The 24,854-nt window shown below is 64.3% G+C and carries 22 protein-coding genes; 16 read left to right on the forward strand and 6 right to left on the reverse strand.

Going from position 1 to position 24,854, the window contains the following annotated elements; translation table 11 throughout:
- Positions 1-262 precede the first annotated feature (262 nt).
- From NKH70_RS06940 to lpxK, 8 genes are all read left to right on the forward strand, one after another.
- Positions 263-1,651, forward strand: a complete 1,389-nt coding sequence (locus NKH70_RS06940) for an aminotransferase-like domain-containing protein (RefSeq protein WP_352911126.1) — start codon at positions 263-265, stop codon at positions 1,649-1,651.
- A gap of 9 nt (positions 1,652-1,660) precedes the next feature.
- Complete coding sequence (locus NKH70_RS06945) at positions 1,661-2,911, forward strand: NAD(P)/FAD-dependent oxidoreductase (protein WP_352911124.1); 1,251 nt, start codon at positions 1,661-1,663, stop codon at positions 2,909-2,911.
- 252 nt (positions 2,912-3,163) lie between these two features.
- Positions 3,164-4,507: a TldD/PmbA family protein gene (locus NKH70_RS06950; RefSeq protein WP_352911121.1), complete on the forward strand. Its 1,344-nt coding sequence runs from the start codon at positions 3,164-3,166 to the stop codon at positions 4,505-4,507.
- Positions 4,494-5,300 (forward strand): 3'(2'),5'-bisphosphate nucleotidase CysQ, encoded by an 807-nt coding sequence (locus NKH70_RS06955; RefSeq protein WP_352911118.1) that lies wholly within the window; start codon positions 4,494-4,496, stop codon positions 5,298-5,300. Before NKH70_RS06950 ends, NKH70_RS06955 begins: the two co-directional genes overlap by 14 nt.
- A gap of 74 nt (positions 5,301-5,374) precedes the next feature.
- A complete protein-coding gene (locus NKH70_RS06960) occupies positions 5,375-5,620 on the forward strand; it encodes a DUF4170 domain-containing protein (RefSeq protein WP_352911116.1) in 246 nt (81 codons plus the stop codon).
- Between the two features lie 5 nt (positions 5,621-5,625).
- Positions 5,626-6,405: a lysophospholipid acyltransferase family protein gene (locus NKH70_RS06965; protein WP_352911113.1), complete on the forward strand. Its 780-nt coding sequence runs from the start codon at positions 5,626-5,628 to the stop codon at positions 6,403-6,405.
- Positions 6,402-7,718, forward strand: coding sequence for a lipid IV(A) 3-deoxy-D-manno-octulosonic acid transferase (waaA, locus tag NKH70_RS06970; RefSeq protein ID WP_352714994.1), 1,317 nt, complete (start codon positions 6,402-6,404; stop codon positions 7,716-7,718). The genes NKH70_RS06965 and waaA overlap by 4 nt, the downstream gene beginning before the upstream one ends.
- Before the next feature lies 1 nt (position 7,719).
- Positions 7,720-8,748: a tetraacyldisaccharide 4'-kinase gene (gene lpxK, locus NKH70_RS06975; protein WP_352911110.1), complete on the forward strand. Its 1,029-nt coding sequence runs from the start codon at positions 7,720-7,722 to the stop codon at positions 8,746-8,748.
- A 251-nt stretch (positions 8,749-8,999) separates the two neighbouring features.
- Here lpxK and NKH70_RS06980 read toward each other — a convergent pair whose 3' ends face one another.
- A complete protein-coding gene (locus tag NKH70_RS06980) occupies positions 9,000-9,233 on the reverse strand; it encodes a DUF2093 domain-containing protein (RefSeq protein WP_031211156.1) in 234 nt (77 codons plus the stop codon).
- A 235-nt stretch (positions 9,234-9,468) separates the two neighbouring features.
- Positions 9,469-10,395: a LysR family transcriptional regulator gene (locus tag NKH70_RS06985; protein ID WP_352911107.1), complete on the reverse strand. Its 927-nt coding sequence runs from the start codon at positions 10,393-10,395 to the stop codon at positions 9,469-9,471.
- 90 nt (positions 10,396-10,485) lie between these two features.
- Between NKH70_RS06985 and NKH70_RS06990 the strand changes: the two genes are divergently transcribed.
- On the forward strand, positions 10,486-11,379 hold the full coding sequence (locus tag NKH70_RS06990) for a DMT family transporter (protein WP_352911105.1): 894 nt from the start codon (positions 10,486-10,488) through the stop codon (positions 11,377-11,379).
- Between the two features lie 241 nt (positions 11,380-11,620).
- On the opposite strand, the gene mutL is transcribed toward NKH70_RS06990, so the two are convergent.
- Together mutL and NKH70_RS07000 are read right to left on the reverse strand one after the other, a co-directional pair.
- The gene (gene mutL, locus NKH70_RS06995; protein WP_352911102.1) at positions 11,621-13,480 is read right to left on the reverse strand and encodes a DNA mismatch repair endonuclease MutL; all 1,860 of its coding nucleotides are present in this window, start codon (positions 13,478-13,480) and stop codon (positions 11,621-11,623) included.
- An 80-nt stretch (positions 13,481-13,560) separates the two neighbouring features.
- Positions 13,561-14,463 (reverse strand): LysR family transcriptional regulator, encoded by a 903-nt coding sequence (locus tag NKH70_RS07000; RefSeq protein WP_352911100.1) that lies wholly within the window; start codon positions 14,461-14,463, stop codon positions 13,561-13,563.
- A 103-nt stretch (positions 14,464-14,566) separates the two neighbouring features.
- On the opposite strand from NKH70_RS07000, the gene NKH70_RS07005 reads away from it, so the two are divergent.
- A complete protein-coding gene (locus NKH70_RS07005) occupies positions 14,567-15,556 on the forward strand; it encodes a zinc-dependent alcohol dehydrogenase family protein (protein ID WP_352911097.1) in 990 nt (329 codons plus the stop codon).
- Between the two features lie 17 nt (positions 15,557-15,573).
- On the opposite strand, the gene NKH70_RS07010 is transcribed toward NKH70_RS07005, so the two are convergent.
- Positions 15,574-16,476 (reverse strand): LysR substrate-binding domain-containing protein, encoded by a 903-nt coding sequence (locus tag NKH70_RS07010; protein WP_352911095.1) that lies wholly within the window; start codon positions 16,474-16,476, stop codon positions 15,574-15,576.
- Positions 16,477-16,568: 92 nt separating this feature from the next.
- Here NKH70_RS07010 and NKH70_RS07015 point away from each other — a divergent pair, with 92 nt between their 5' ends.
- The 5 genes from NKH70_RS07015 to NKH70_RS07035 all read left to right on the forward strand — a co-directional run bounded on the left by NKH70_RS07015 (position 16,569) and on the right by NKH70_RS07035 (position 22,138).
- A complete protein-coding gene (locus tag NKH70_RS07015) occupies positions 16,569-18,119 on the forward strand; it encodes a trimethylamine methyltransferase family protein (protein ID WP_352911092.1) in 1,551 nt (516 codons plus the stop codon).
- A 41-nt stretch (positions 18,120-18,160) separates the two neighbouring features.
- Positions 18,161-19,810: an ABC transporter substrate-binding protein gene (locus NKH70_RS07020; RefSeq protein WP_352911089.1), complete on the forward strand. Its 1,650-nt coding sequence runs from the start codon at positions 18,161-18,163 to the stop codon at positions 19,808-19,810.
- A 105-nt stretch (positions 19,811-19,915) separates the two neighbouring features.
- Positions 19,916-20,395 (forward strand): DUF3828 domain-containing protein, encoded by a 480-nt coding sequence (locus NKH70_RS07025; protein WP_352977377.1) that lies wholly within the window; start codon positions 19,916-19,918, stop codon positions 20,393-20,395.
- Between the two features lie 4 nt (positions 20,396-20,399).
- Positions 20,400-20,942 carry a hypothetical protein gene (locus NKH70_RS07030; protein WP_352911086.1) on the forward strand — a complete coding sequence of 181 codons (543 nt, stop codon included), beginning with the start codon at positions 20,400-20,402 and terminating at the stop codon, positions 20,940-20,942.
- 11 nt (positions 20,943-20,953) lie between these two features.
- A complete protein-coding gene (locus NKH70_RS07035; protein ID WP_352977378.1) occupies positions 20,954-22,138 on the forward strand; it encodes a mandelate racemase/muconate lactonizing enzyme family protein in 1,185 nt (394 codons plus the stop codon).
- A gap of 29 nt (positions 22,139-22,167) precedes the next feature.
- On the opposite strand, the gene queF is transcribed toward NKH70_RS07035, so the two are convergent.
- Positions 22,168-22,629: a preQ(1) synthase gene (queF, locus tag NKH70_RS07040; protein ID WP_023674394.1), complete on the reverse strand. Its 462-nt coding sequence runs from the start codon at positions 22,627-22,629 to the stop codon at positions 22,168-22,170.
- A 114-nt stretch (positions 22,630-22,743) separates the two neighbouring features.
- Between queF and NKH70_RS07045 the strand changes: the two genes are divergently transcribed.
- Positions 22,744-24,789 (forward strand): oxidoreductase, encoded by a 2,046-nt coding sequence (locus NKH70_RS07045; protein ID WP_352911083.1) that lies wholly within the window; start codon positions 22,744-22,746, stop codon positions 24,787-24,789.
- The last annotated feature ends 65 nt before the right edge of the window (positions 24,790-24,854 follow it).

Below are 24,854 nucleotides of genomic sequence, written 5' to 3' on the forward strand. Positions count from 1 at the left end.
TGATGCTTGCCGTGCATGTGTCGGTCTCGCGTGACGCTGCCGCACAAGGCGGCAAACCAAACTTGTATGCTCACACAATCGATCTCTAAAGGACCATAGATGCAGACAAGTTTGGCCGTCAAGCGGCTTTCGTCGGGATTGTGTGAGATTTTTCAGCCGGATTTTGGAAATATGTACCGGACAAGTACTATTGTCCGGAGCATTGTCTTATGCTAGATGCGCCGGTAGCCAGAGCGTCAACACACCGAATCCGCCAATCCGCATGCTTCAGGACCTGCAACTCGCCTCGGATGAAGGCCCGGTCTACCGGCGCCTTGCCGACGCTATTGCCGAACGGATCACGGCTGGCACACTTGCTGTTGGAGACCGGCTGCCGCCGCAGCGCGAGATCGCCCGCGCACTGGGCATCAATGTCACCACGGTGACGCGCGCACTGTCGACGCTGCAGCAGCGCGGCCTGCTCGAAGCGCGGCCCGGACGCGGCACAACGGTCGCGGCCCGCAATGGCGGCGAAAGGCCAGGTTTCGTGTCGGCGCCGAGCGACGACACCGGCGTTATCGACCTCTCCGTCAACAGACCTGCGACCTCGGCCTATCTCGATGCGCTCGGGCTGCTGCTGCCGCGCCTGTCCAAGGACCGGCACTATGCCACGCTTCAGGACTATCATCCGCCGGAGGGGCCGCTTTGGGCGAGGACGGCAATCGCCGAGTGGATGCGCCCGGTGGCGGGGGAAGGCGATCCCGGCCGTGTGGTGCTGGCGGCGGGCGCCCAGCATGGGCTGGATTGCGTGCTTGGCGCGGTGACCAGGCAGGGCGAGGTCGTGCTCGCCGACGAAGTGACCTATCAGGGCATCAACGCGCTGTGCCGGGTGCATGGGCTCGACCTCAGAGGCGTCGCGATGGACCGTGGCGGCATGCGGGCCGACGCGTTCGACGCGGCCTGCGCGCAGCTCCGCCCACGCGCGGTCTTCCTGGTCCCGACCCTGCACAACCCGACGACCATCACGCTATCCGAAGAGCGCCGGCACGAGCTGATAGCTGTCGCCCGCCGCCACAACGTCCTCATCATCGAAGATGACGTCTACCGCCCCCTGGCAGACAATCCGCCGCCATCGCTTGCCAGCCTCGAGCCCGAACTGACGATCCATATCGGCGCCATGTCGAAATGCCTTGCCCCAGGACTGCGCCTCGGTTTTGTGATCGCGCCACGCGCCATAGCCGGCCAGGTCGCAGCGGCTTTGCGCATCAACTGCTGGAGCATCAGTCCTTTGACTGCACTGATCGGCGCGCGGCTGATAGAAGAGGGCTTGGCGGCGCGCATCATAGAAACGCAGAAGCAGGAGCTTCGCCAGCGCCAGGCCATCCTCACCGAAATCCTCGGCCGCTACGATGTCCAGAACCACCCCACTTCGACGCATGCCTGGCTGCGCCTTCCGGAGCCGTGGCGGGGCGCGGGTTTCGCTCGCACCTGCCTGGAACGTGGCGTTGCCGTGCTCCCGGGTGATGCCTTCGCGGTTGGGCGCGAGCCGGTACAGCACGGCGTGCGCATCAATGTCGGCGCCGCGCGCTCGCTCGACGATCTGCGCACGGCCCTGAACACCATGGCCGAATTGCTATCGGCCGGCCATCTGCAATTGCCTGGCTTCGTCTAGGATCTAATGATGGCAACGTCGGAAACGGTCGAAATCGCCATTGTCGGTGCCGGCGTTGTCGGACTTGCGACGGCACTCCGGGTCGCAGTTGAGGGTCGCGAAGTCCTGCTCATCGACCCCAATGAGCCGGGCTCCGGGGCCTCGTTCGGCAATGCCGGAACGATTGCCGAATATGCCTGCATGCCGGTGGGCAATCCGGCTGTGCTGCGCGCGCTGCCAAAGCTGCTTCTCGATCCCGAAAGCCCTTTTTCCTTGCGCTGGCCGGCGCTGTTGCAGCTTGCGCCATGGCTGGTTCAATTCGTGCGGCAGTCGCTTCCGGCGGCCACCCGAGCCAATGCGCTGGCGCTCGCCAGGCTTCTGGCTGAGGCCCTGCCGGCTTGGGTGGAGATGGCGAAGGAGGCTGACATGGCAGACCTGCTGCGCCGCAACGGCTGTCTCTACCTGTATCGTCGCGAGAGCGATTTCGCCAAGGCCGCCGGGGGCAGGGCGCTGCGCGCCGGGTTTGGCGTCCATCAAGAGGTTCTGACACCGGAAGAGGTCGCCGCGCTGGAGCCTGGCCTGCCCGCGACGGGGGCCAGCGGTCTATACTTCCCGGACTCGATGAATGTCACCGATCCCAAGACAGTGATGCGGCGGCTGCTCAATGCCGCGACCGTCCGCGGCGTGTCGGTGGCGCAGGCTGAGATAACCGGACTGCGGGTCGAGGCGGACGGTGTCAGGCTCAGCGGTTCCGGCTTTCGCATCAAGGCGAACACGGTTGTGATCGCCGCGGGCGCGCAATCGCGGGCATTGGCCATGCAGGCCGGCGACAGGATCCCGCTCGAAACTGAGCGCGGTTATCATCTCGAATTCCCGACCGAACCGCCTCTGCTCAATCGTCCGGTCTGTCCGGTCGATCTCGGCTTCTACATGACGCCGATGGCCGACCGGCTGCGCGTTGCCGGAACCGTCGAGCTCGGCGGGCTTGCAGCGCCGGCAAATCCACGCCGGCTGGCGCTGCTCGACCGCGGTGTCAGGCAGTTCTTTCCACAACTCGGCCGGCCGTCATCCGAGTGGCTCGGGTTCCGGCCGTCGCTGCCCGATTCCCGGCCGGTCATCGGTCGGTCGCGCGGCAGCTCCAGGGTGATCCATGCCTTCGGTCACGGCCACCTTGGCCTGACGCTCGCTCCGATCACTGCACGCCTGGTTGCAGAGCTGATCATTGGTCGCGGCGATCCAGCGCGTGTCGCGGCGTTTTCGGCTGATCGCTTCCGCGCCTGATCAATCGAACATTTCGCCTTCGGGTTGAGATCAGGAGTCTGTTTCCGATCAGGCCAGCGTAGGTGCAAAATCAAAGATCTAAGCCGTCCTTTGTGCGTCTAGAAGGACGCACCAGCTCTAGATCGGTCGCGCCGACCTGGGGCTAGATGCCTCCTGATTGCCCGCTTCTCCCATTGCAGAAGCCGCACCGGGACAATAGATGGTGCAGCAGCGGCTGCCCTATAGCCGGCCGCAAGCAACGGGATTATGCGCATGACCGATACGCTTGACGCAGCGAAACTGACCGACCGCGTCGCGGCCCTGGTCGAGGCCGCCAAACGGGCCGGCGCCGATGCCGCCGATGCGGTTGCGGTGCGCGGCCGTTCGACCGGCGTGTCGGTGCGGCTCGGCAAGGTCGAAGGCACAGAGGCGTCCGAGAGCGAGGACGTCTCGCTGCGCGTCTTCGTCGGCAAGCGGGTAGCGAGCGTTTCGGCAACGGCGGCATCCGACCCCAATATGCTGGCCGAGCGCGCCGTCGCCATGGCCAAGGTGTCGCCCGAGGATCCCTATCAGGGGCTCGCCGATCCGGTCCTGCTGGTCAAGAAGCCGCGCGACCTTGATCTGTTCGATGCCACAAAGGTATCGGCGGACCAGTTGAAGGAAGCAGCGCTTGCCGCCGAGGCGGCGGCGCTTGCCGTCAAAGGAGTCACCAATTCGGCCGGCAGCGGCGCCAGTGCCGGGCTGGGCGGCCTGGTGCTCGCCACCTCGCACGGCTTTGTCGGCCATTACGTCGCCTCGCGTTTTTCGCGCTCGACCAGCGTGATCGCCGGCGAGGGCACCGGCATGGAACGCGACTACGAATTCTCCTCGCGCCAGCATTTTTCCGATCTCGACGCGCCGGAAGACATCGGCCGCAAGGCCGGTGAGCGCGCCGTACGCCGCATTGGCGCGCGCAAGGCTGCGACCGGGCCGGTCGACGTGGTGTTCGATCCGCGCGTCGCGCGCGGCATTGCCGGCCATCTCGCCGGTGCCATCAATGGCGCCGCGGTGGCGCGCAAGACCAGCTTTCTGCGCGACATGATGGGCAAGAAGGTGGCCTCGGCCGCAATCACCGTCACCGACGAGCCGCTCCGGCGCCGTGGACAGGCCTCGCGCCCGTTCGACGGCGAAGGCGTCGAGGGCGAAAAACTGTTCATGGTCGACAAGGGCGTGCTCAACCACTGGTTCTTGTCGACCTCGGCGGCACGGGAACTCGGTCTCGTCACCAATGGGCGCGGCTCGCGCAGCGGCTCGTCGGTCTCGCCATCGTCGACCAATCTCGCCATCGAGCCCGGGGAAAATACGCCGGAAGAACTGATCAAGTCGCTCAAGACCGGCTTCTACGTCACCGAAGTGTTCGGCCAGGGCGTCGACATGGTGACGGGCGAGTATAGCCGCGGCGCGTCCGGCTTCTGGATCGAAAACGGCGAGCTGGCCTATCCCGTCGCCGAGGTGACCATCGCCTCCAATTTGAAGACCATGTTCCTCAACATGGTTCCGGCGAGTGATCTCGACCGCAATTTCGGCACTGCCGCGCCCACGCTTTTGATCGAAGGAATGACCCTTGCCGGAGCTTGAGCCGGCCGTCTCGGCCGGCGCTACTGAAGACCTGCAGCTGCTGCGCGACGCCGCCCGCGAGGCGGGGCTCATTGCCATGCAGTACTTCAACAACAATCCGCAAGTGTGGATGAAGGGCGGCACCTCGCCGGTCAGCGAAGCCGATCACGCCGCCGACAAATATCTGCGCGAGACCTTGCTGGCGGCCCGGCCGGACTATGGCTGGCTGTCGGAGGAAACCGTCGACGACCCGGTAAGGCTCGTCGCGCGCCGCACCTTCGTCGTCGATCCGATCGACGGCACGCGCGGCTTCCTCGAAGGTCTGCCGACATGGTGCGTCAGCGTCGCTGTGGTCGAGAACGGCCGCACGCTCGCCGGCGTGCTCGACTGCCCGGCGAAGGGCGAAATCTATTGGGCGCTGCCGGGCGAGGGCGCATTCCTGAATGGCAAGCGCATCAGCGTGCGTCCGCCGTCGGAAACGGCCGAAATCGCCGGACCGAAGCCGATGATCGACCTGCTGCCGGCGAAATGGCACAAGCGGCTGAAGCGAGTGCCTTATATTCCTTCGCTCGCCTACCGGCTGGCGATGATCGCCGGGGGCCAGCTCGATGCCACCTTCGTCAAGGCCAACGCGCATGACTGGGACATCGCCGCGGCCGATCTCATCCTGCGCGAGGCAGGCGGCGCCTTGCTCGATCGGCACGGCCGCGCGCCGCTCTATGCCGGCGAAGTGATCCGTCACGGACCGCTCGCCGCCGGCAGCGGCGAACTTCTCGCCGTGCTCGCCGGCGTCATCGCCGGGCTGGACAATTGACGACTATCAATAGTTCCAAAGTCGGCGGCTTTGGTCTAGACCTGTCCCAAACTCACGATATGTGAAGGATCGACATGGCCGCTGAAGACGGAAAGAAACAGCTTTTGCACCTGGTGTTCGGCGGCGAACTCAAGAAGCTGGGCGGCACCGAATTCCGCGATCTCGACGCGCTCGATATTGTCGGCGTCTATCCGGACTATCAATCGGCGCACGCTGTCTGGAAGGCCAAGGCGCAAGCCAGCGTCGACAATGCCCATATGCGTTACTTCGTCGTTCACCTGCACCGCCTGCTCGATCCCGAAAACAAGGCTGCCGGTTGACATCGATGAACCATGAAGCGGTCAAGCGATCAGCCCCGCGGTCGGCGGTCAGACGTCGCAAGCCGAAGACGTTCTGGCGCAAGATCCGCGAACCGCTGGCGCAGTCGCGATTCGTCAAGAATGCGCTTGCCGCCCTGTTTGCGTATTTCGTCCGCCTTGTCCGCTTGACCAACCGCATGGTCGACGGATCGGCCAAGTTTTCCGGCGGCGCCTATGCGCAGTTCGAGCCTGGCATCATCGCGCTCTGGCACGGCCAGCACCTGCTGACCCCGGCCTATTATCCCAAGGGACGGCCGCTGGTTGCCATGGTGTCGCGCAGCGCCGATGCCGAGCTCAACGCGCTGATGGTCGAGAAATTCGGCATCGAGGCGGTGCGCGGCTCTGGTGGGCGCGAAAGCGCAAGGCATCTCGACAAGGGCGGCGCCAAGGCGCTCATCGCCCTCAAAAAGTCGCTCGCCACCGGCAAGAATGTCGCCATGATAGCTGATATTCCCCACGGCACGCCGCGCGATGCGGGGCTCGGCGTCGTCCTCCTGGCGCGGCTGTCCGGCCGGCCGATCCTGCCTGCCGCAATAGCCACCAGCCGCCGCAAGGTGATCGAGGGCAGCTGGGACAAGACGACGATCAACTTGCCTTTCGGCCGCTCCTCGATTGTCGTCGGCACGCCTGTCTTCGTGCCGGCCAACGCAGACGCCGCGGAAATGGAACGCAAGCGCCAGGAGGTCACGGCCTCGCTCAATGCCGCGACCGCCGAGGCCTATCGCCTTGTGGACGGTTCGAAATGAGTATGCGCTGGGCGCGCGCCTTCCTGACGGCATACCGCTTCGCCGGGGCCGCCGCTTACCCGCTGGTCGGACCTTATGTCGCCTGGCGCACATCCAGAGGCAAGGAGGATCGCATTCGCCGGCGTGAACGCTACGGCGTCGCCGGACGCGAGCGCCCCGAAGGCCCGGTGATCTGGATCCATGCAGCCAGCGTCGGCGAGACCATCGCCGTCGTGCCGCTGGTCGAGAGCATTCTCGATTACGGCGTCAACGTCGTGCTGACGACGGGCACCGTCACCTCGGCGCAGGTCGCCGAAGAACGGCTGGGCGACCGCATCATCCACCAATATGTGCCGCTCGACCTCAAGCCGGCGGTCAGCCGCTTCCTCGACCATTGGCAGCCGGACCTGGCGATCATCGCCGAATCGGAGATCTGGCCGATGACCATCCTGGAACTCGGCGCCCGCCGCGTGCCGCAGGTTCTGGTCAACGGCAGGCTGTCCGACCGCTCCTTCAAATCCTGGAAGAAGCGCGCCAACATTGCCGAAGCATTGTTCGAAAATCTTGCCCATGTCGTCGCCCAGTCGGACCTCGATGGCGAGCGCTTCCTTTCGCTCGGCGCCCGGCCGGTCACCGTGTCCGGCAATCTCAAGGTCGACACCGCGCCGCCGCCGGTCGACGAACGGGCACTGGCGGCGCTGAAACGCCAGATCGGCGGCCGCCCGACCTGGGCGGCGATCTCGACCCATGACGGCGAAGAGGCGGTTGCCGCCGAAGTTCACGCCATGCTGCACAAGCGCCACCACGGGCTTTTGACCATCATCGTGCCGCGCCATCCCGATCGCGCCGGGCAGCTGGCCGCCCAGATTTCCGGAATGGGCCTGAAGCTGGCGCAGCGCAGCAAGGGCGACAGGATCACCGCCGATACCGATATTCTGCTCGGCGACACGATCGGCGAGATGGGGCTTTATCTGAGGCTGACGGAAATCGCCTTTGTCGGCCGTTCGCTGACTTCCGAGGGCGGCCAGAACCCGCTGGAACCGGCCATGCTGGAGACAGCGGTGCTTGCCGGCCGCAACGTCCAGAATTTTCGCGAGGCCTATCAGCGTCTGCTCGACAGTGGCGGCGCCAAGCTGGTGCGCGACCGCGATATGCTGGCCGGCGCCGTCAATTTCCTTTTGACCAACGAGGCGGCTCGTCACGAAATGATGGCGGCGGGTGCGGCGACCGTCGACGAGATGCGCGGTGCGCTGGCACATACGCTCAGGTCGCTCGAGCCCTATATCCAGCCGCTGGTCGTCAAGTCGCGCCTGAAGGGCGCGAACGGGCGCTGACGTGACCTCGGAAGCGCCGCCCTTCTGGTGGGAAGAGCCGGACTGGCGGGTCGCGGCGCTGTCGCCGCTCTCCGCCGTCTATGCGCTTGTCGCCGGTCGCCGCTTGCGGCACGCGCCGCGCGAAAAAGTCGAGGCGCCGGTGCTCTGCGTCGGTAACTTCACCGTCGGCGGCACCGGCAAGACGCCGGTGGCGATCGCATTGGCCGAGCAGGCCAGGCGCATGCAGCTCAATCCCGGTTTCCTGTCGCGCGGCCATGGCGGCTCCTTCGCGCAGCCACATATCGTCGATCCGCACCACGACGCCGCCAAGCATGTCGGCGACGAGCCGCTGCTTCTGGCCGAACACGCGCCGGTCGCGGTGACGCCGAACCGGGCCGCCGGCGCCAGGCTTCTGCTGGAGAAGCTCGGCTGCGATTTCCTGATCATGGATGATGGTTTTCAGAGCGCGCGCATCCACATCGACTATGCGCTGGTCGTCGTCGACGCGCGCCATGGCATCGGCAATGGCCGCGTCATCCCCGGCGGGCCGCTGCGGGCAAACATCGTCGACCAATTGGTCTTCACCAGCGCCTTGCTGAAGATGGGCGAGGGCACCGCGGCCGATACGGTCGTGCGCCAGGCAGCGCGCGCCGGCAGGCCGATCTTCGAGGCGCACACTGCCCCGAGCAGCAACGTGACGCTGGCCGGCAGGCGGTTCCTGGCATTCGCCGGCATCGGCCATCCCGACAAGTTTTTCGACACGGTAACCGAGGCCGGCGGCGAGCTTGCGCTGACCCGACCATTTCCTGACCATCATTTCTACAGTGCGGACGAGCTTGCCGAATTGGCGGCGACCGCACGTAAAGCCGGGCTTGGCCTCATTACCACCGCCAAGGACGCTGCCCGCCTGCGTCACGGCGCAGCACCGCCGGAATTCCTCGACCGGCTCGACGTGCTGGAGATCGACACCGTCTTCGAGCTCGACCATGTGCCGCAACGCATCATCGACGAGACGCTGGATGCCTGGCGGCAGCGCCGGCTCAAAGGCTGACCGGCAGCTCGAGCACCGAGGCGATGCGGGACCGGAATTTGCAGCTTTCCGCCGGTCGAGCGTATTTTGTTCTTGCTTTGTGCCGGCAGCTATGCTATTAATTTAAATATGGTGATCATTCGCCGACGACCCGCCCTCGAGGCGGGTTTTTTATTTCAGGATAATCTCTAAGGTTTCGGTGTTGCCGGCCTGACGCCGCGGCAGAGGCAGGCGCGAAGCGTCGCAACGGGGCGGCTTCCATTTGCGTCGGACTAGCGTCGGCGGCGCAGTTCCGGATGCGCTTCGATCTCGCGACGCAGCGAGGCGGCGGCATTCACATAGGGTTCCTGCCTGGCGACACTCCAGTATTTAAGCTCGTCGAGCGGGATGCTCTCGCCGGTCACCGCACAGCGCACGAAGGCGCCGGGGCTGGTCACCTGGAAGTCGCCATCGAGATAGCGGATGCGGGCTTCCTTGCCGCCGGGGCCTTCGAAACGGTTCATCATGGGGTGGTGCCGAAATTCATGACGATGTCATCGCCACAAATTGCGGCGAGGTCAAGCTTGGTTGGCCTTGCCTGGTTCTGTTTCTGGTGACACTTGCTCGAACAAGCCGGCAAAGCGGATGCCAATGCATGTCGCGCAAAAGTGTGCAGCGGTTTTTGCGATAACGACATGCATAAACACAAGAACCTGAAGCGCGTCGCATGAGGCCGGTCGAACGCGACGCGCTTCAGGCATCTCATTCTTCGGCGATGATAAACTCTTCGATCTTCTCCGCTGCCAGCCCGGCCTGGACTGCGATGCGCCGGGCGAGTTCGGCGGCGGCGGCGCGCGGGCGCCCCAGCGGCCGGTCGAGCCAGTAGGATATCGGGCTGAGCGCGCTGCGTTCGTCTACGGCGACGATGCGGCCCGACTTCAATTGGTCCACCGTCAACGGCGGACGTGCCAGCGCAATGCCGAGCCCGTGCGCGGCGGCGTCGAGCACAAGGTTGTAATCCTCGAAACGGCGGTCGTGCGGCCGCGGCCGATAGTCCATCTCCTGCGCCGCAAACCAGGCGCGCCACGCCGAAGCGTCGGAATCGTTGATCACCGGAAATTCGAGCAGCCGGGCCGGATCGCCGCGGCCGATTTCCCTGGCCAATTCCGGTGAGGCGACCGGGAACACATATTCTTCGAAAAGCTGCACCGAGATCCGGCCCGGAATGCGACCGCGCCCGCAGCGGATCGACAGGTCGATGCCCTCGTCGGCAAGATCGCCCTGGCGGATGTCGACATCGAGCACGATACGCAGCTTGGACGGGTGGTTCTCCAGCGCCGCCATGCGCGGCATCAACCACAGCCCGCTGACCGAAGGGATCGAGGTCAGCCGCACCACCGCCGTGCCGCGCGGCTCGACCCAGCGATCCGAATTGCTGGCGATCAGGGCGAAGGCTTCCGTGGTGCGCAGATGCAGGCGGTTGCCCTCGAGGGTCAGCGAGACGCCGCGCGCGCCGCGATCGAAGACTTTTAGCCCGAGCCAGCCCTCGAGCTTGGCGATCTGCCGGCTGACGGCGCCATGGGTGATGTTGAGCTTCTCGGCCGCCGCCGAAAAGCTGCCGGTGCGTGCCGCGGCGTCGAAGGCGCGCAGCGTTTCAAGCGGCAGCATCGAGTCTGAGCTGTGATCCATAGTCACAGGTGATCCTCGATTTGTTCGTTTGTCAACCGGCCCACAATAGCGTTTCTCTACTTCGTGGCATTGGATCGCGAGGACACCGAGATGAGCGCTTACACCGGCACGTTGAATACGACACAGCGCATGGATGCCACGGCGGCCATCGCGGTGGCGCTGACGGTGATCGGCTGGGCCTCCGCCTTTCCGGCGATCCGCGCCGGCCTTGCCGCCTTCGGGCCGCTGGAACTCGGCGCGCTGCGCTTTGCCATCGCCGCGGTTCCGGCGGCGATCTTCCTCGCGGTCAAGTGGCCGGCGCTGCCCAGGCTCGACGAACTCTGGCGCTTTGTCTTCGGTGGTGCCGTGTTCGTCGCGCTCTACACGGTGATGCTCAATTTCGGCGAACTGACCGTTTCGGCCGGCGCGGCGGGCTTCATCATCAATGTCAGCCCGATCTTCACCGCCATCATGGCCATGGCGCTGCTTGGCGAACGCTTCTCAGGCCTGGCCTGGGCCGGCACATTCCTGTCCTTCGCCGGCATCGGGATCATCGCCATGGGCGAGGGGCAAGGGCTGCATTTCAACAATGGTGCGCTGCTTGTCCTCGGCTCGGCGCTGTGCTCGGCCGTCAACACCATCGTCCAGAAGCCGCTGTTTGGTCGCCACCACCCGCTGACCATCTCGGCCTCGAACATGGTGCTTGGCGCGCTCTGCCTGTCGCCGTTCCTGCCGAACGGTCTGGCGCAGGCGGCGGTCGCCGATACCGCCGGGCTCGGCGCGGTCATCTTTCTCGGCATCGTGCCCAGCCTGATCGCCTATGCCGCGTGGGCAACAGCGCTTTCCCGGCTGCCCGCCGCACGCGCCTCGAACTTCCTCTATCTGGTGTCGCCGGTGGCGACGCTGATCGGCTTCTTCTGGCTGGGCGAGGTGCCGACGCTGCTCGGCATCATCGGCGGCGCACTGGCGCTCGGCGGTGTCATCGTGGTGAATTTGAAGAGGTGAATCAGCGGGTACGAAGGCTTGCGTGAATCAAAAAAGCCGTATCGAACGGCTCTTTTTGATTTCCCCTCTCCGGTTTGCTTCGCAAACCACCTCTCCCCACCTTGTGGGGCGAGGAACCCAAGGTTTCCGAGGTTGCGGCCTTTGGCGATTGGCGTTTCCTCGCCCCCACTAAAGTGGGGGAGAGGTGGCCGCGGAGCGGCCGGAGAGGGGCTGCGCCAGCGGACGTCGTAAGCCGCAGGCCCTACCGCCGCCGGAACAATCTCTCAATATCCGCCAGCTTGAGCTCGATGTAGGTCGGGCGGCCATGGTTGCAGGTGCCGGAGCCGGGCGTCGCCTCCATCTGGCGCAGCAGCGCGTTCATCTCTTCGGCCTTGAGCAGGCGGCCGGAACGCACCGAGCCGTGGCAGGCCATGGTCGCGGCTATTTTGTCCAGCCGCTCCTTCAGCGTGTCGACCGTGTCGTTGTCGGCGATCTCGTCGGCGAGGTCCCGCACCAGCTGCTGGACGTTGGTCTCGCCGAGCATCGACGGCGTCTCGCGCACCGCGACGGCACCGGGGCCGAAGCGCTCGATACCGAGGCCGAAGCGGGCCAGCGTCTCGGAGTGCATGGCGAGCCGTTCGGCGTCTTCCTCCGGCAGATCGACGATCTCGGGCAGCAGCAGCATCTGCGACGGCACCGCGCGTGAGTGGAGGGCGTTCTTCAAGGCCTCGTAGACCAGCCGCTCATGCGCCGCGTGCTGGTCGACGATGACAAGCGAATCCCTGGTCTGGGCAACGATATAGTTCTCGTGCACTTGCGCGCGCGCGGCGCCCAGCGCCGTACCGAGCAGCGTCTCCGCCGCTTCGTTTTGCCCGGCGCGCGCGTCGGCACTGTGCAGCGGTCCGGCGTCGAAGGCCGTCTGCTCGTCCTCGCCGAGCCCGCCATTTGCAGAGCCCATATCGAGCGGCCGCTGCGGCGAACGGGCCGGATCGAAACCCGCAAAGCCGGAGGCCCGATAGGTGGCCTCGTAGCTACGATGGCCGTTGGCCGGGCCGCCATGCGCATAGGATGCGGCGCCTGGCCGGAACGCTGCCATCATGCCGGCGGCCCCTGTGGTGGCGGCGCGGATGCCGGCATTGGCCAGCGCTTCGCGGATGGCGCCGACGATCAGCCCGCGCACCAGCCCCGGGTCTCGGAAGCGCACGTCTGCCTTGGCCGGGTGGACGTTGACGTCGACGATCGCCGAATCGAGCGTCAGGAACAGCACGGTGACGGCATGGCGGTCGCGCGGCAGCACGTCGGCGAAGGCGCCGCGAATGGCGCCGGCGATCAGTTTGTCACGCACCGGGCGGCCGTTGACATAAGCGTATTGCTGCAGCGCGTTGGCGCGGGTGAAGGAGGGGACCGAGACATGGCCGGCGAGACGCACGCCGTCCCGCACCGCGTCGATGGCAATCGCATTGTCGGGAAAGTCGGCGCCCATCACCTGTGCCACCCGACGCAGCCGGCCTTCCGGGCTGTCGTAGGTCGCCGGCAATTCCAGCGTCGAGCGGTCCGGGCCGGCAAGGGTGAAGCGCACGGCGGGGAAGGCAATGGCGATGCGCTTGACCACGTCGCCTATGGCCGAGCTTTCGGCGCGCTCGCCCTTCATGAATTTGAGCCGCGCCGGCGTGGCGAAGAACAGGTCGCGCACCTCGACCGTGGTGCCGCGATTGGCCGCCGCCGGCCTGACGGCGGAGACGCGGCCGCCGTCGATGCCGATCTCGGCGGCGTTTTCACTGGACGCGGTGCGCGAGCGGATCGACAGCCGCGCCACCGAGCCGATCGACGGCAAAGCCTCGCCGCGGAAGCCAAGCGAGCGAATGTCGTGAATGTTGTCGGCGAGCTTGGAGGTGCAATGGCGCGCGATCGCCAGCGCCAGTTCCTTTTCCGGAATGCCCGAGCCGTCGTCGCTGACGCGGATCAGGTTCAGCCCGCCGCCGGCGGTGACGATCTCTACGCGCGTCGCGCCGGCGTCGAGTGCATTCTCGACCAGTTCCTTGACCACGCTTGCCGGACGCTCGATGACTTCGCCGGCGGCGATCTGGTTGATCATCGTTTCGGAAAGCTGGCGGATGGGCATGGGGCACTATAGGCGGATTCGTGGTCGATGCGGGAGGGCGGAATTGAGGAAATCCACGCAGCTGACCGCGGCCGTGCACTTCAACTCATGAGCTTGGGCAGCGCTGCCGCCAAAGCATCGACGGCAAGGCGGACTTTCATCGGCAGATGAGGCGTCTGCAACCACAGGGCATGAACGTCGTAGAGAAACCGGGATTGTTCCGGCAATAGCGGGACAAGCATGCCCGCCTGGATGCGCTGGCGAACCAGCCAGTAGGGCAGCCAGGCGAGCCCCATGCCGGCGGCCGCGGCATCGGCGATGGCATCGAGGTCGTCGAGCCGCAATCTGCTGACTGGCCTGACCTCAATCGCGGGGTCGCCGTTGCGCGGAAATAGCCACGGCTGAACGGCACGCCCGGACCGGCGGTAGATGATCGCATGATGGCTGCCGAGGTCATCTATTTCCTGTGGCTCGCCGTGCCTGTCGAGATAGGACGGCGACGCGCAGACGACCATGTGCTGGCGCGCGATACGACGCGCTATCACCCCGGCCTGGTCCTCCAGGTCGCCCGTTCGGATGGCAAGGTCGCAGCCGTCCTCTGCGAGGTCGGCGATGGCGTCGCTGAACGACAGGTCAAGTTCCAGCGCCGGATATTGCTGTGCAAGCCCGAACAGGATCGGGGCAACGCAGCGCCGGCCGAAATGCACCGGCATGAGCACGCGCAGCTTTCCGCGCGGTTCGGCAAGCTGGTCGGCGGCAAGCGCATCCGCAGCCTCCGCTTCGGCAAGCACCAGCCGGCAGCGCTCATAATAGGCCCGCCCGAAATCGGTCAGGCTTTGGCGGCGCGTGGTCCGGTTGATGAGGCGCACGCCCAGGCGCTCCTCGAGAAACCGGACATGCTTGCCGATCATCGGCCCGGACAGATCAAGAGCCGCCGCCGCGGCCGCGAACGAGCCAAGGTCGACGGCTTTGACGAACACGGCCATGCTGGTAAGGCGATCCATATTCAAAACTGTCAGTTTCTATTGCTCTACTCAAGCAGCTATTTATCTGCCTGATCGCCGCTGGCATAGCACATTCAGTTCAAATCTTTTGGAGTTATGACCGATGGCGCGTGTCGTTCGTTTTTATGAGCTTGGTGGTCCCGAGGTTCTGCGCATCGAGAATGTTGAAATGCCTGCGCCTGGGCGGGGCGAGGTCCAGATCCGTGTTAAGGCGTTGGGTATAAACCGGGCCGAGGCGCTGCTGCGTTCGGGGACCTACATCCAGACCGCGCCGTTGCCTTCCGGTCTTGGGCTCGAGGCGGCAGGTATCGTCGAGATGGTCGGTGAAGGCGTGGATGGGTTTGCGCGGGGCGATGCCGTCAGCATCGTTCCGCCATTGTCGATGGCCCGCTGGCCTGCCTATGGTGAGATTGCCACGTATCCCGCCGAGCTCGTCGTCAAGCACCCAGCATCGCTGAGTTGGGAAGAAGCCGCCGCCGCGTGGATGCAATATCTCACGGCCTACGGCGCGCTGATCGACATTGCCAAACTTGGCAGGCAGGACTTTGTCGTCATCACCGCGGCCTCGAGCAGCGTCGGACTTGCGGCGATCCAGATCGTCAACCTGGTTGGCGCGACCCCAATCGCGGTCACACGGACATTTGCCAAGAAGCGGGCTTTGCTTGAGTTCGGCGCGGCCCATGTCATCGCCTCGGCAGAGGAGGATCTGGCAGCCAGGCTGAAGGAAATCGCCGGCCCGGACGGCGTGCGCGTGGTGTTCGACGCCGTCGGCGGGCCGATCTTCGAGCCTCTGACGGCAGCGACGTCGCCGGGTGGCATTCTCATCGAATATGGCGGCTTGAGCCTCGACCCGACACCTTTTCCGCTACCTGCAGTGCTGGCCAAGACACTGACGCTGCGCGGCTATCTCGTCCACGAGATCGTGCGCGATCCGGCCCGGCTGCAGGCCGCCAAGACATTCATCCTTGACGGGCTGATCACCGGCTCGCTGAAGCCGGCAATCGCCAGAACCTTTCCGTTCGACCAGATCGTCGAGGCGCACCGTTATCTCGAGTCCAACGAACAATTCGGCAAGATCGTCGTGACGGTGTGACTGGGCATTTATCGGCCTCACGCCTGCGCCGCCAGCCAGTCCCGTACCTTGCGGGCGTTGTCGCTGAGCTCGCGGTTCCTCGACCAGATGACATGAAAGCCCTTGCCGGTCGTCATCGTGTGGCCGGTGACGCGCACCAGCAGCCCTGATGCCAGCAGCCGCTCGGCGAGGTGACCCCAGCCGAGCGCGATGCCTTGCCCTTCCATCACTGCCTGGATCACCAGCGCATAGTCGTTGATACGCAAGCCACGCCCGGCATCGGCGATGTCGACACCGGCCGAGGCGAACCACTCGTCCCAGCTGGCGGCCTCGCGAAACGGCTCTTCGAGATGAATGAGGCGGTGCGATGGAAGGTCCGCGACGCTCTCCGGCAGCCCGAACCGGGCCACATAACTAACGCCGGCGACGGGGAATATCACTTCATCGGCCAGCGGCAGCGAATGATAATCCGGCCATTCCCTGGGCTCGCCGCCGCGGACACCGAGCGGGATATCCTCGGCGATGATGTCGAGATCGCGGTCGGCGGTCTGGATGCGCAGGTCGATGCCCGGCAATTCGTCGCGAAACTGCTGCAGGCGCGGCATCATCCAGAACGAGGCGAAGGCCGTCGAGGCGGCGAGCGTCACATGAGCGCCGACGGCGATCTGGCGCAGATCCTCCGCCGACTTGCGGATGTGCGACAGGCCGAGCGAGACGTCAGCATGAAAGCGGTCGCCGGCTTCGGTAAGGCTGACTTGCCGATGGCGGCGCTGGAAGAGTTTCGCGCCGAGCTGCTGTTCGAGCCCACGGATCGCATAGGAGACGGCAGCCTGCGTCATGCCGAGCTCGCGCCCGGCGGCGGTAAAGCTCGACAGCCGCCCGGCGGCCTCGAAGACGATCAGGCTGCCGGCCGACGGCAGCAGGTGGCGTAAGTTTCGCATAAGCTGAGCTTATACAAGAGATCAGGATTTTCCAGCGTCACAGCTGCATTTTGTCTGACTAGATTGGTTGCCAACAGGAATATGGAGCCTCCATGAACGCACCGGCCGTTGAAGTGAGCGAACACACCAATCGTCGCGCGGGTGGCCGCCTGGGACGCAAGGCGCTGCGGGGAGCTCCCGTAGCGTCATTTCCGACCCTGGTTCGCAAGATTCCGGTGTATCAGATGGTCCCGGACGAGGCGGTGGAGCTCATCCACCAGGAATCGCTCAGCATCCTCGAAGAGGTGGGATGCGAGTTCCGCGACGACGAGGCTATCGCAATGTGGAAGGCGGCGGGCGCCGATGTCTCGGAGACAAGGGTCCGCATAGACCGCGCCCTGCTGATGGACCTCGTATCGAAGGTCCCGTCGGAGTTCACGCTCAATGCGAGGAATCCCCAGCGTTCCGTACGTGTGGGTGGAAACAACTCCATCTTCGTGCCGATGTACGGGGCGCCTTACGTGCGCGACCTCGACAACAACAGGCGCTACGGCACACTCGCCGACCTCAACAATTTCCACAAGCTCGCCTACATGGCGCCGGCACTGCATTCGTCGAGCTCGATCATTTGCGAGCCGATGGAAATCGCGGTGCCGAAGCGTCACCTCCACATCATCCATTCGGCGCTGAAGCACTCCGACAAGCCGTTCATGGGCATCGTGACCTCCAAGGATCGAGCCGAAGACACGATGGCGATGGCAGGCATCGTGTTCGGCGAGGACTATGTCCGCGACAACCCAGTCCTGGTGGCCATCACCAACTGCAATTCGCCGCTGGTCTGGGACGCCACCATGCTGGACGCGATGAAAGTCTATGCGCGCCACAACCAGCCGCTGATCCTCGCGCCGTTCGCCCTTTGCGGCGCCTCGACTTCGGCCTCTGCCGTCGGTGCGGTCGCGCAGGTCAATGCCGAAGCGCTGGCGGGCGTCGCGTTCACACAGCTCTTGCGTCCGGGTTCGCCGCAGATCTACGGACAGTTCATGGTGACGGTCGACATGAAGACCGGCGCTCCCATGGGCGGCACGCCGGAGGCTGCCCAGATGATGTATCTCATGGGCGCACTGGCGCGGAAGTATCGGCTGCCGTGGCGCACGTCCGGTTTCCATGTCGGCTCGAAGCTGAATGACGCCCAGGCGGGCTACGAGGCGAACATGCTGATGCATGCGGCCATCCTTGCCGGCGCCAACTACATCTGGCACTCCGCCGGTTGGCTCGAGGCCGGCCTGACCTGCGGCTATTCGAAATTTGCGACCGACTGCGAGCAGCTTGTCGGCTGGTACAAATATGCTGGCGGGCTGCCATTCGACGATTTCAAGGAGGCTATGGCGGCGATCCGCGAGGTCGGACCGCAGGGCCATTTCCTTGGCACCCAGCACACGCTCGAACATTTCGAGTCCGCCTTCTTCATCCCCAGCATCATGGACTTCAATTCGTACGAACAGTGGAAGGCGGAAGGCGCAAAGGACCACGACACCCGCGGCCGCGAGAAAGCACGCAACATGCTCGCCGATTACGAGGAGCCGAAGCTCGATGAGGGCATCGCCGATGGTCTCAAAGATTTGATTGCGCGGCGCGAGGAGAAACTGCCGGACAGCGTTAGTTGATAACGGGCGAAGACCCGATGGGAACCATAACGGAGGAAAAAATGACACTCTTCAGAAGCAACGGTGATCGCGTACCGAGCGCCATCGAAGCGATGGCCAGCGAGGCTCGTGCAGGTCGTGTGGATCGGCGCGAGTTTCTGGCTCTGGCAAGCGCCTTCGGCGCATCGACGGCCTTTGCCTACGGCATGATCGGCCTTGCCGTGCCGCAGCGGGCTTTGGCTGAAGAGCCGAAGAAAGGCGGCACGCTCCACGTTTCGATGTCGGTGAAGGCACAAAAGGATCCGCGCACTTACGACTGGGTGGAACTTGCGAACATTTCACGCTGCTGGCTCGAGCCGCTTGTCCGCTACACCCGCCAGTTCACATTCGAGCCGGTTCTGCTTGAAAGCTGGGAGGTCAACGACGACGCCACCGAATACGTGCTGCATGTGCGCAAGGGCATAACCTGGAACAACGGCGATGCTTTCGGCGCCGATGACGTGGTCTACAATCTGACGCGCTGGTGCGAGAAGGCTACCGCCGGCAATTCCATGGCCGCGCGCGTTGGTGCGCTGATCGATGCAAAGACCGGCAAGGCCAGGGAAGGGGCGATCACCAAGGTCGACGACAACACGGTGAAGCTGAAGCTGAACGAACCGGACATCTCGCTGATCCCGAACTTCACCGACTATCCGGCGCTCGTGGTCCATCGCAACTTCGACGCCGATGGCGCCAATCCGATCGAGAAGCCGATTGGCACCGGGCCGTTCGAACTGGTGTCCTATTCGGTCGGCCAGAAAGCGATCGTCAAGCGTCGTGAGACTGGCAAGTGGTGGGGCGGTGAAGCGCTTCTCGACGGCGTCGAATTCATCGACTACGGAACCGATTTCAACGCCTCGATAAATGCATTCGACTCCGGCGAAATCGATCTCAACTTCGAGACGCCGGCCGACTTCATAGACATTCTCGACAAGATGGGGCTGGTAAAATCGGAGGTCGCGACAGCGACCACGCTTGTCGCCCGGACCAACATCACGAACAAGCCCTATGACGACAAGCGGGTTCGCAACGCCCTCCAGATGGCCGTCGACAACAAAGCGGTGCTCGAACTTGGCTACGCCGGGCGAGGCACTGTTGGTGAAAACCACCACGTCAGCCCGATTCATCCGGAATACTACGCGCTGCCCAAGAAGACACGCGACGCCGCGGGGGCCAGGAAGCTGATGGCGGAGGCCGGGCAGGCCGACTTCGAGCATGAACTGATCACCGTCGAGGACGATTGGCAAAAGAACACCGGCGACGCTATTGCCGGCCAGTTGCGCGATGCCGGGATCAAGGTGAAGCGCACCGTGCTGCCGGGTTCGACCTTCTGGAACGACTGGACGAAATATCCTTATTCGATGACCATCTGGTACATGCGCCCGCTTGGCGTTCAGGTATTGGCGCTGGGCTATCGCACCGGCGAGGCCTGGAACGAAACCGGCTACTCGAACCCTGATTTCGATGCCAAGCTCAAGCAGGCTCTCTCGCTCATCGACGTCGAGAAGCGCCGCGAGGTCATGAAGGAAATCGAGCAGATCCTCCAGGATTCGGGCGTCATCATTCAGCCGTTTTGGCAGAAGCTGTTCAGCCACATGAACGAGAAGGTGAAGAACTACGGTGTCCACCAAACCTTCGAGATGGATCTCCAGAACGTCTGGCTGAACGCCTGAGTTGCCAGCAGAGGACGCGTTGCAGGATTTCATGGACCGCAAGAAAGCCGACAGGCAAGATGCGTGGTACTGATAGCTTCCGTCAGTGAACAATCGGGGACACGCATGAAACTGGCACTTTTTGTTGCCGCGCTTTCGATGGCCTTGCCGGCGGCCGCGTTTGCCGGCCCTGCTGCCAACGCCGTGAAGTTCTTCTATGTCCCGTCGGTCAAATTCGAGGCCGATGTGCAATATCGCGACCGCTTCACCGCGCCGGTGACGAAACTGTTCGAACTGAACGACAACGCGGCAAAGAACCATCCGGATGAAGTTCCCTGCATCGACTTCGCCCCTGGTCTCGATGCGCAGGACTATGACGAGAAGACCGTGGCCAGGACGCTGACCCTGGCTGAAACGCTCAATGGCGACAGCGCCGAGGTGACGGCGACGTTCAACCTTTTCCCGGAAGGCGATGATTCCAAACGCGAAATGGTCTGGTCGTTGAAAAAGGTCGACGGCCAGTGGAAGATCGCCGACATTACCTCGAAGACCAGCGGCTGGACGCTGAGTGCGCTCGAATGCCTGGCCGGGCAGCCGCCGGAGTGATGCCGTGCTCCGCCGCCGTCCCTGGGTTCTGGCGACTGCGTGGCTGCTGGCCGGATTGAGCAGCGCCGCCGCTCAGGGCTTGTTGGGCGCGCCGGCCGACAGTGCGGCACCTCCGCCGGCAATTTTGCCGCCGGCAGAAAACGCGCCGGCCGCACCCGAGCAGCCTGGCTCGCCGACGGCGGTGGTGAAGCCGTTCTACGAGCACGCCGGGCTCGAGGTCGATCCGGCTCAGCGGGGCCATTTCACCGATCCGGCAAAGTCCGTGCTCGACAAGAGCGACGCGCTGCGGAAGTCGGGGCAGGGCGAGTGCCTCGATCCCAACATGGCGCTCGACAATGCCGAATACGACAAGGCGGAGATCGACAAGAGCCTGAAGACCATCGAAGCGGTCAGGGGCGACGAGGCCAAGGTCGTCGTCGCTTTCGTCGTCTCCGGCAATCCGCACCGGCTGGAATGGAAGTTCAAAAAGGTCGACGGCGACTGGAAGATATCGGACCTGCTCTCGGTGACCGGCGAATGGGCGCTAAGCCAATACCAGTGTGAGTGAGAACGGAACCGATGAAGATCAGCAACATCCGCGTCACCCACGTCAACGTCCCGCTCGATGCTCCGTTCTGGTGGACGGCTGGTCTCTACGGCGGCGCCTCGAAATCGATCATCGAGGTCGAGACGGACGAAGGCGTGGTCGGACTGGGTGAGGCGCCATGGTGGCATTTCGGCGAGGTGATCAAGGCCGAGATCGCGCCGGCGCTGATTGGCGCCGATCCGCTCGACATCGCCGACTGCGAGGCGCGCTGTGTGCCGCCCTGGCAGATCACCGCCAACACCGGCGAGAACGCAGCCACGGTGGCGTTCGGCGCCGTCGAACTGGCGCTGTGGGATATAAGAGGCAAGGTCTTCGGTATGCCGCTCTATAAGCTGCTCGGCGGCGCGGTGCGCAAGGACATTCCGTTTTCGGAATATTTCGCCTTTCGCCCCGCTCAAGGCGGAGCCGGCGGCGAGATGACCGCCGAAGCGATCGTCGACTACTGTCTCGGCATGCGAGATCAGCACGGCTCGACGATCTTCGAGGGCAAGCTGATCATGGGCGATCCCGAGCTCGAGATCAGGACAGTGCGCATGCTGCGCGAGGCGCTTGGCGATAAGGCGCAGATCAAACTCGATTCCAACATGCAGTGGTCGCTGACCACAGCGCGCTGGGTACTGCGCGAGATCGAGCCGTTCAACATCCGCAATTACGAGGATCCGGTCGCGACCTTCGAGGAGATGGCAGCGCTGCGCCAGCATTCGCGCATTCCGTTCTCCACGCACATCCCGGATCTCAGACGGGCAGTCGCGCTCGGTGCGCCGGATTACTTCGTCTGCAATTTCGCAGCACTCGGCGGATTGTCGAAAACTCTGAAATTCATCGCCGCCTGTGAGGCGATGGGCAAGGGGTTCTGGTGCTATTCGAACGATCTCGGCATCATGACATCGGCTTATCTGCACGTCGTGGCGGCGACACCGTGGATCACCGAAGCATCGCAGTCGCTGTTTCGCTGGCAGATCGGCGATATCATCAAGGACGGTCCTTTCCGCCAGACGGGCAATACGGTGCGCGTGCCGGAGGGTGACGGGCTGGGCGTCGAACTCGATCCGGCTGCGATAAAGCGCTGGGCGGGCCACTTCGCCGAACACGGGCCGATGGGCCATTTCAGCGACCCGAACAATCCCGACCGCTACCGGCGGCTCCCGCTCAACTGATGCAACGTGTTTTCCTCAGAAGCTCAGGCTCACCCGCGCCCGCGATAGGGGGCGACGCCGGTGTCGGGCAGCCACACACCTTCCGGCGGCGCGCCGGTTTGCCAGAACACGTCGATCGGAATGCCGCCGCGCGGATACCAGTAGCCGCCGATGCGCAACCACAATGGCTTGGTCGCGGCGATGATGCGGCGGCCGATCATGACGGTGCATTCTTCGTGGAAGGCGCCATGGTTGCGAAACGAGGTCATGAACAGCTTGAGCGACTTCGATTCCACCAGCAGCGCATCGGGTGCGTAGTCGATGACGATATGGGCGAAGTCCGGCTGGCCGGTGACCGGGCAGAGCGAAGTGAATTCCGGGCAGGTGAAGCGAACGATGGCCGGCGGGCCGTCGCCGCGCGAAAACGGCACGGTTTCCAGGACTGCCGCTTCAGGGCTCTGTGGCGCCTCGACGTTGGTGCCGAGCTGGGTGAGGTTTTTCGTATCGGTCATGAGCAGGTTCCTTGCTGCATGTCGCCCAAAACTGCGCAGCGATTTTGGGAGCGCGACATGCGTAAAAACAAAAATTTGCCGCTCATTAGCACAATTTGAAACAGCAGGAAGACGATGACTAGCAACGACCCGCTCCTCCAGCCCTATCAGCTCAAGCATCTGACGCTGAAGAACCGGGTGATGTCGACCAGCCATGAGCCGGCCTATTCCGAGGACGGCATGCCAAAGGAGCGGTACCGGCTCTACCATGCCGAAAAGGCCAAGGGCGGCATGGCGCTGACCATGACCGCCGGTTCGGCGATCGTCTCGCGCGACAGCCCGGCCGCTTTTGGCAATCTGCATGTCTACGACGACCGCATCGTGCCATGGCTCGCCGAGCTTACCGATGCCTGCCACGAGCACGATTGCAAGGTGATGATACAGATCACCCATCTCGGCCGCCGCACCGGTTGGAACAAGGCCGACTGGCTGCCGGTCCTGTCGGCTTCGCCGGTGCGCGAACCGGCGCATCGCGCCTTTCCCAAGATTATCGAGGACTGGGATATCGAGCGCATCGTCGCCGACTATGCGGCGGCCGCCCAGCGCTGCCAGGCAGCCGGTCTCGACGGCATCGAATTCGAGGCCTACGGCCACCTGATGGACGGCTTCTGGTCGCCGGCCACCAACCAGCGCGACGACGATTTCGGCGGCTCGCTCGACAACCGGCTGCGCTTCACCGGCATGGTGCTCGATGCGGTGCGTGCCGCGGTCGGCCAAAAGTTCGTCGTCGGCATCCGCATGGTCGCCGACGAGGATTTCGAAAAAGGCCTGTCGAAACAGGAGGGCGTCGAAATCGCCAGGCGGCTGGCCGACTGCGGCAAGGTCGATTTCCTCAACATCATCCGTGGCTCGATCGAGACCGATGCCGCGCTGACAAAAGTCATTCCGGTGACCGGCATGCGGTCGTCGCCGCATCTCGACTTCGCCGGCGAGATCAGGGCGGCGACCAAATTCCCGACCTTCCATGCGGCGCGGATTTCCGACGTCGCCACCGCGCGCCACGCCATCGCCGCCGGCAAGCTCGACATGGTCGGCATGACGCGTGCCCATATCGCCGACCCGCATATCGTCAGAAAGGTGATGGAGGGCCGCGAGCACGAGATCCGCCCTTGCGTCGGCGCCACCTATTGCCTCGACCGCATCTATGAGGGCGGCGAGGCGCTGTGCATCCACAATGCGGCGACGGGCCGCGAGGCTGATATCCCGCATATTATTCCGAAAACCGAGGGACCGAAGCGGAAGGTGGTCGTCGTCGGCGCCGGCGCCGGCGGGCTGGAGGCAGCGCGCGTCGCCGCCGAACGCGGGCACCAGGTGACGGTGCTGGAAGCATCGAGCCAGGCCGGCGGCCAGGTGCGGCTGGCAACGCAGAACCCGCGCCGCAAGGAATTGATCGGCATCATCGACTGGCGTCTAGCCGAACTCGACCGGCTCGGTGTCGAGATCCGCTACGATACCTGGGCGGAGAAGGACGACGTGCTGGCGCTGTCGCCCGACGTCGTGGTGATCGCCACCGGCGGCCTGCCGCAGAACCCGCCTCTGACGGCGGGCGACAATCTCGTCACCTCGAGCTGGGACATCATGGCCGGCAGCGTCAAGCCGGCCGAGAATGTACTGCTCTATGACGACAATGGCGGCCATCAGGGCATGGGTGCTGCCGAACTGATCGCCAATAGTGGCGCCAAGCTGGAGCTGGTTTCACCAGAGCGCTTCTTCGCCCCGGAAATGGGCGGCATGAACCATGTGCCCTACATGCGCGCCTTCCAGGAAAAGGGTGTCACGGTGACCATCAACACACGGCTGCGTTCGGTGCGACGCGAGGGCAACCAGCTGATCGCCGAGCTCGCCTCCGACTTCGCCGATGGCTGGCGCGGAGAGCGGCGGGTCAACCAGGTGGTGGTTGAGCACGGCACGCTGCCGCTCGACGATCTCTATCTGGCGCTGAAGCCGCTGTCGAAGAACGCCGGCGCGATCGATTACGAAAAACTGATCAATGGCGGCGACATCTTTCCGCTGCGCAATCCGCAGAGTGGCTTCGTGCTCTTCCGCATCGGCGATGCAGTCGCCTCGCGCAACATCCACGCCGCCATCTATGACGGCATCAGGTTCGGCTTGCGAATCTGAGGAATAATTTGGATTGATTGGTGGCGCGCAGCCGAACCTCCGTACGGAGAGCCACCACGGTACTT

This window comes from Mesorhizobium sp. M0991, from assembly GCF_040318915.1.
Taxonomy (GTDB): Bacteria; Pseudomonadota; Alphaproteobacteria; order Rhizobiales; family Rhizobiaceae; genus Mesorhizobium.

What these genes read in the sequence shown, in the direction of transcription:
- NKH70_RS06940 (WP_352911126.1), top strand. Translation starts at nt 263, where the DNA reads ATGCTTCAGGACCTGCAACTCGCCTCGGATGAAGGCCCGGTCTACCGG.
- NKH70_RS06945 (WP_352911124.1), top strand. Translation starts at nt 1,661, where the DNA reads ATGGCAACGTCGGAAACGGTCGAAATCGCCATTGTCGGTGCCGGCGTT.
- NKH70_RS06950 (WP_352911121.1), top strand. Translation starts at nt 3,164, where the DNA reads ATGACCGATACGCTTGACGCAGCGAAACTGACCGACCGCGTCGCGGCC.
- NKH70_RS06960 (WP_352911116.1), top strand. Translation starts at nt 5,375, where the DNA reads ATGGCCGCTGAAGACGGAAAGAAACAGCTTTTGCACCTGGTGTTCGGC.
- NKH70_RS06965 (WP_352911113.1), top strand. Translation starts at nt 5,626, where the DNA reads ATGAACCATGAAGCGGTCAAGCGATCAGCCCCGCGGTCGGCGGTCAGA.
- waaA (WP_352714994.1), top strand. Translation starts at nt 6,402, where the DNA reads ATGAGTATGCGCTGGGCGCGCGCCTTCCTGACGGCATACCGCTTCGCC.
- NKH70_RS06980 (WP_031211156.1), bottom strand. Translation starts at nt 9,233, where the DNA reads ATGATGAACCGTTTCGAAGGCCCCGGCGGCAAGGAAGCCCGCATCCGC.
- NKH70_RS06985 (WP_352911107.1), bottom strand. Translation starts at nt 10,395, where the DNA reads ATGGATCACAGCTCAGACTCGATGCTGCCGCTTGAAACGCTGCGCGCC.
- NKH70_RS06990 (WP_352911105.1), top strand. Translation starts at nt 10,486, where the DNA reads ATGAGCGCTTACACCGGCACGTTGAATACGACACAGCGCATGGATGCC.
- mutL (WP_352911102.1), bottom strand. Translation starts at nt 13,480, where the DNA reads ATGCCCATCCGCCAGCTTTCCGAAACGATGATCAACCAGATCGCCGCC.
- NKH70_RS07000 (WP_352911100.1), bottom strand. Translation starts at nt 14,463, where the DNA reads ATGGATCGCCTTACCAGCATGGCCGTGTTCGTCAAAGCCGTCGACCTT.
- NKH70_RS07005 (WP_352911097.1), top strand. Translation starts at nt 14,567, where the DNA reads ATGGCGCGTGTCGTTCGTTTTTATGAGCTTGGTGGTCCCGAGGTTCTG.
- NKH70_RS07010 (WP_352911095.1), bottom strand. Translation starts at nt 16,476, where the DNA reads ATGCGAAACTTACGCCACCTGCTGCCGTCGGCCGGCAGCCTGATCGTC.
- NKH70_RS07015 (WP_352911092.1), top strand. Translation starts at nt 16,569, where the DNA reads ATGAACGCACCGGCCGTTGAAGTGAGCGAACACACCAATCGTCGCGCG.
- NKH70_RS07020 (WP_352911089.1), top strand. Translation starts at nt 18,161, where the DNA reads ATGACACTCTTCAGAAGCAACGGTGATCGCGTACCGAGCGCCATCGAA.
- NKH70_RS07025 (WP_352977377.1), top strand. Translation starts at nt 19,916, where the DNA reads ATGAAACTGGCACTTTTTGTTGCCGCGCTTTCGATGGCCTTGCCGGCG.
- NKH70_RS07035 (WP_352977378.1), top strand. Translation starts at nt 20,954, where the DNA reads ATGAAGATCAGCAACATCCGCGTCACCCACGTCAACGTCCCGCTCGAT.
- queF (WP_023674394.1), bottom strand. Translation starts at nt 22,629, where the DNA reads ATGACCGATACGAAAAACCTCACCCAGCTCGGCACCAACGTCGAGGCG.
- NKH70_RS07045 (WP_352911083.1), top strand. Translation starts at nt 22,744, where the DNA reads ATGACTAGCAACGACCCGCTCCTCCAGCCCTATCAGCTCAAGCATCTG.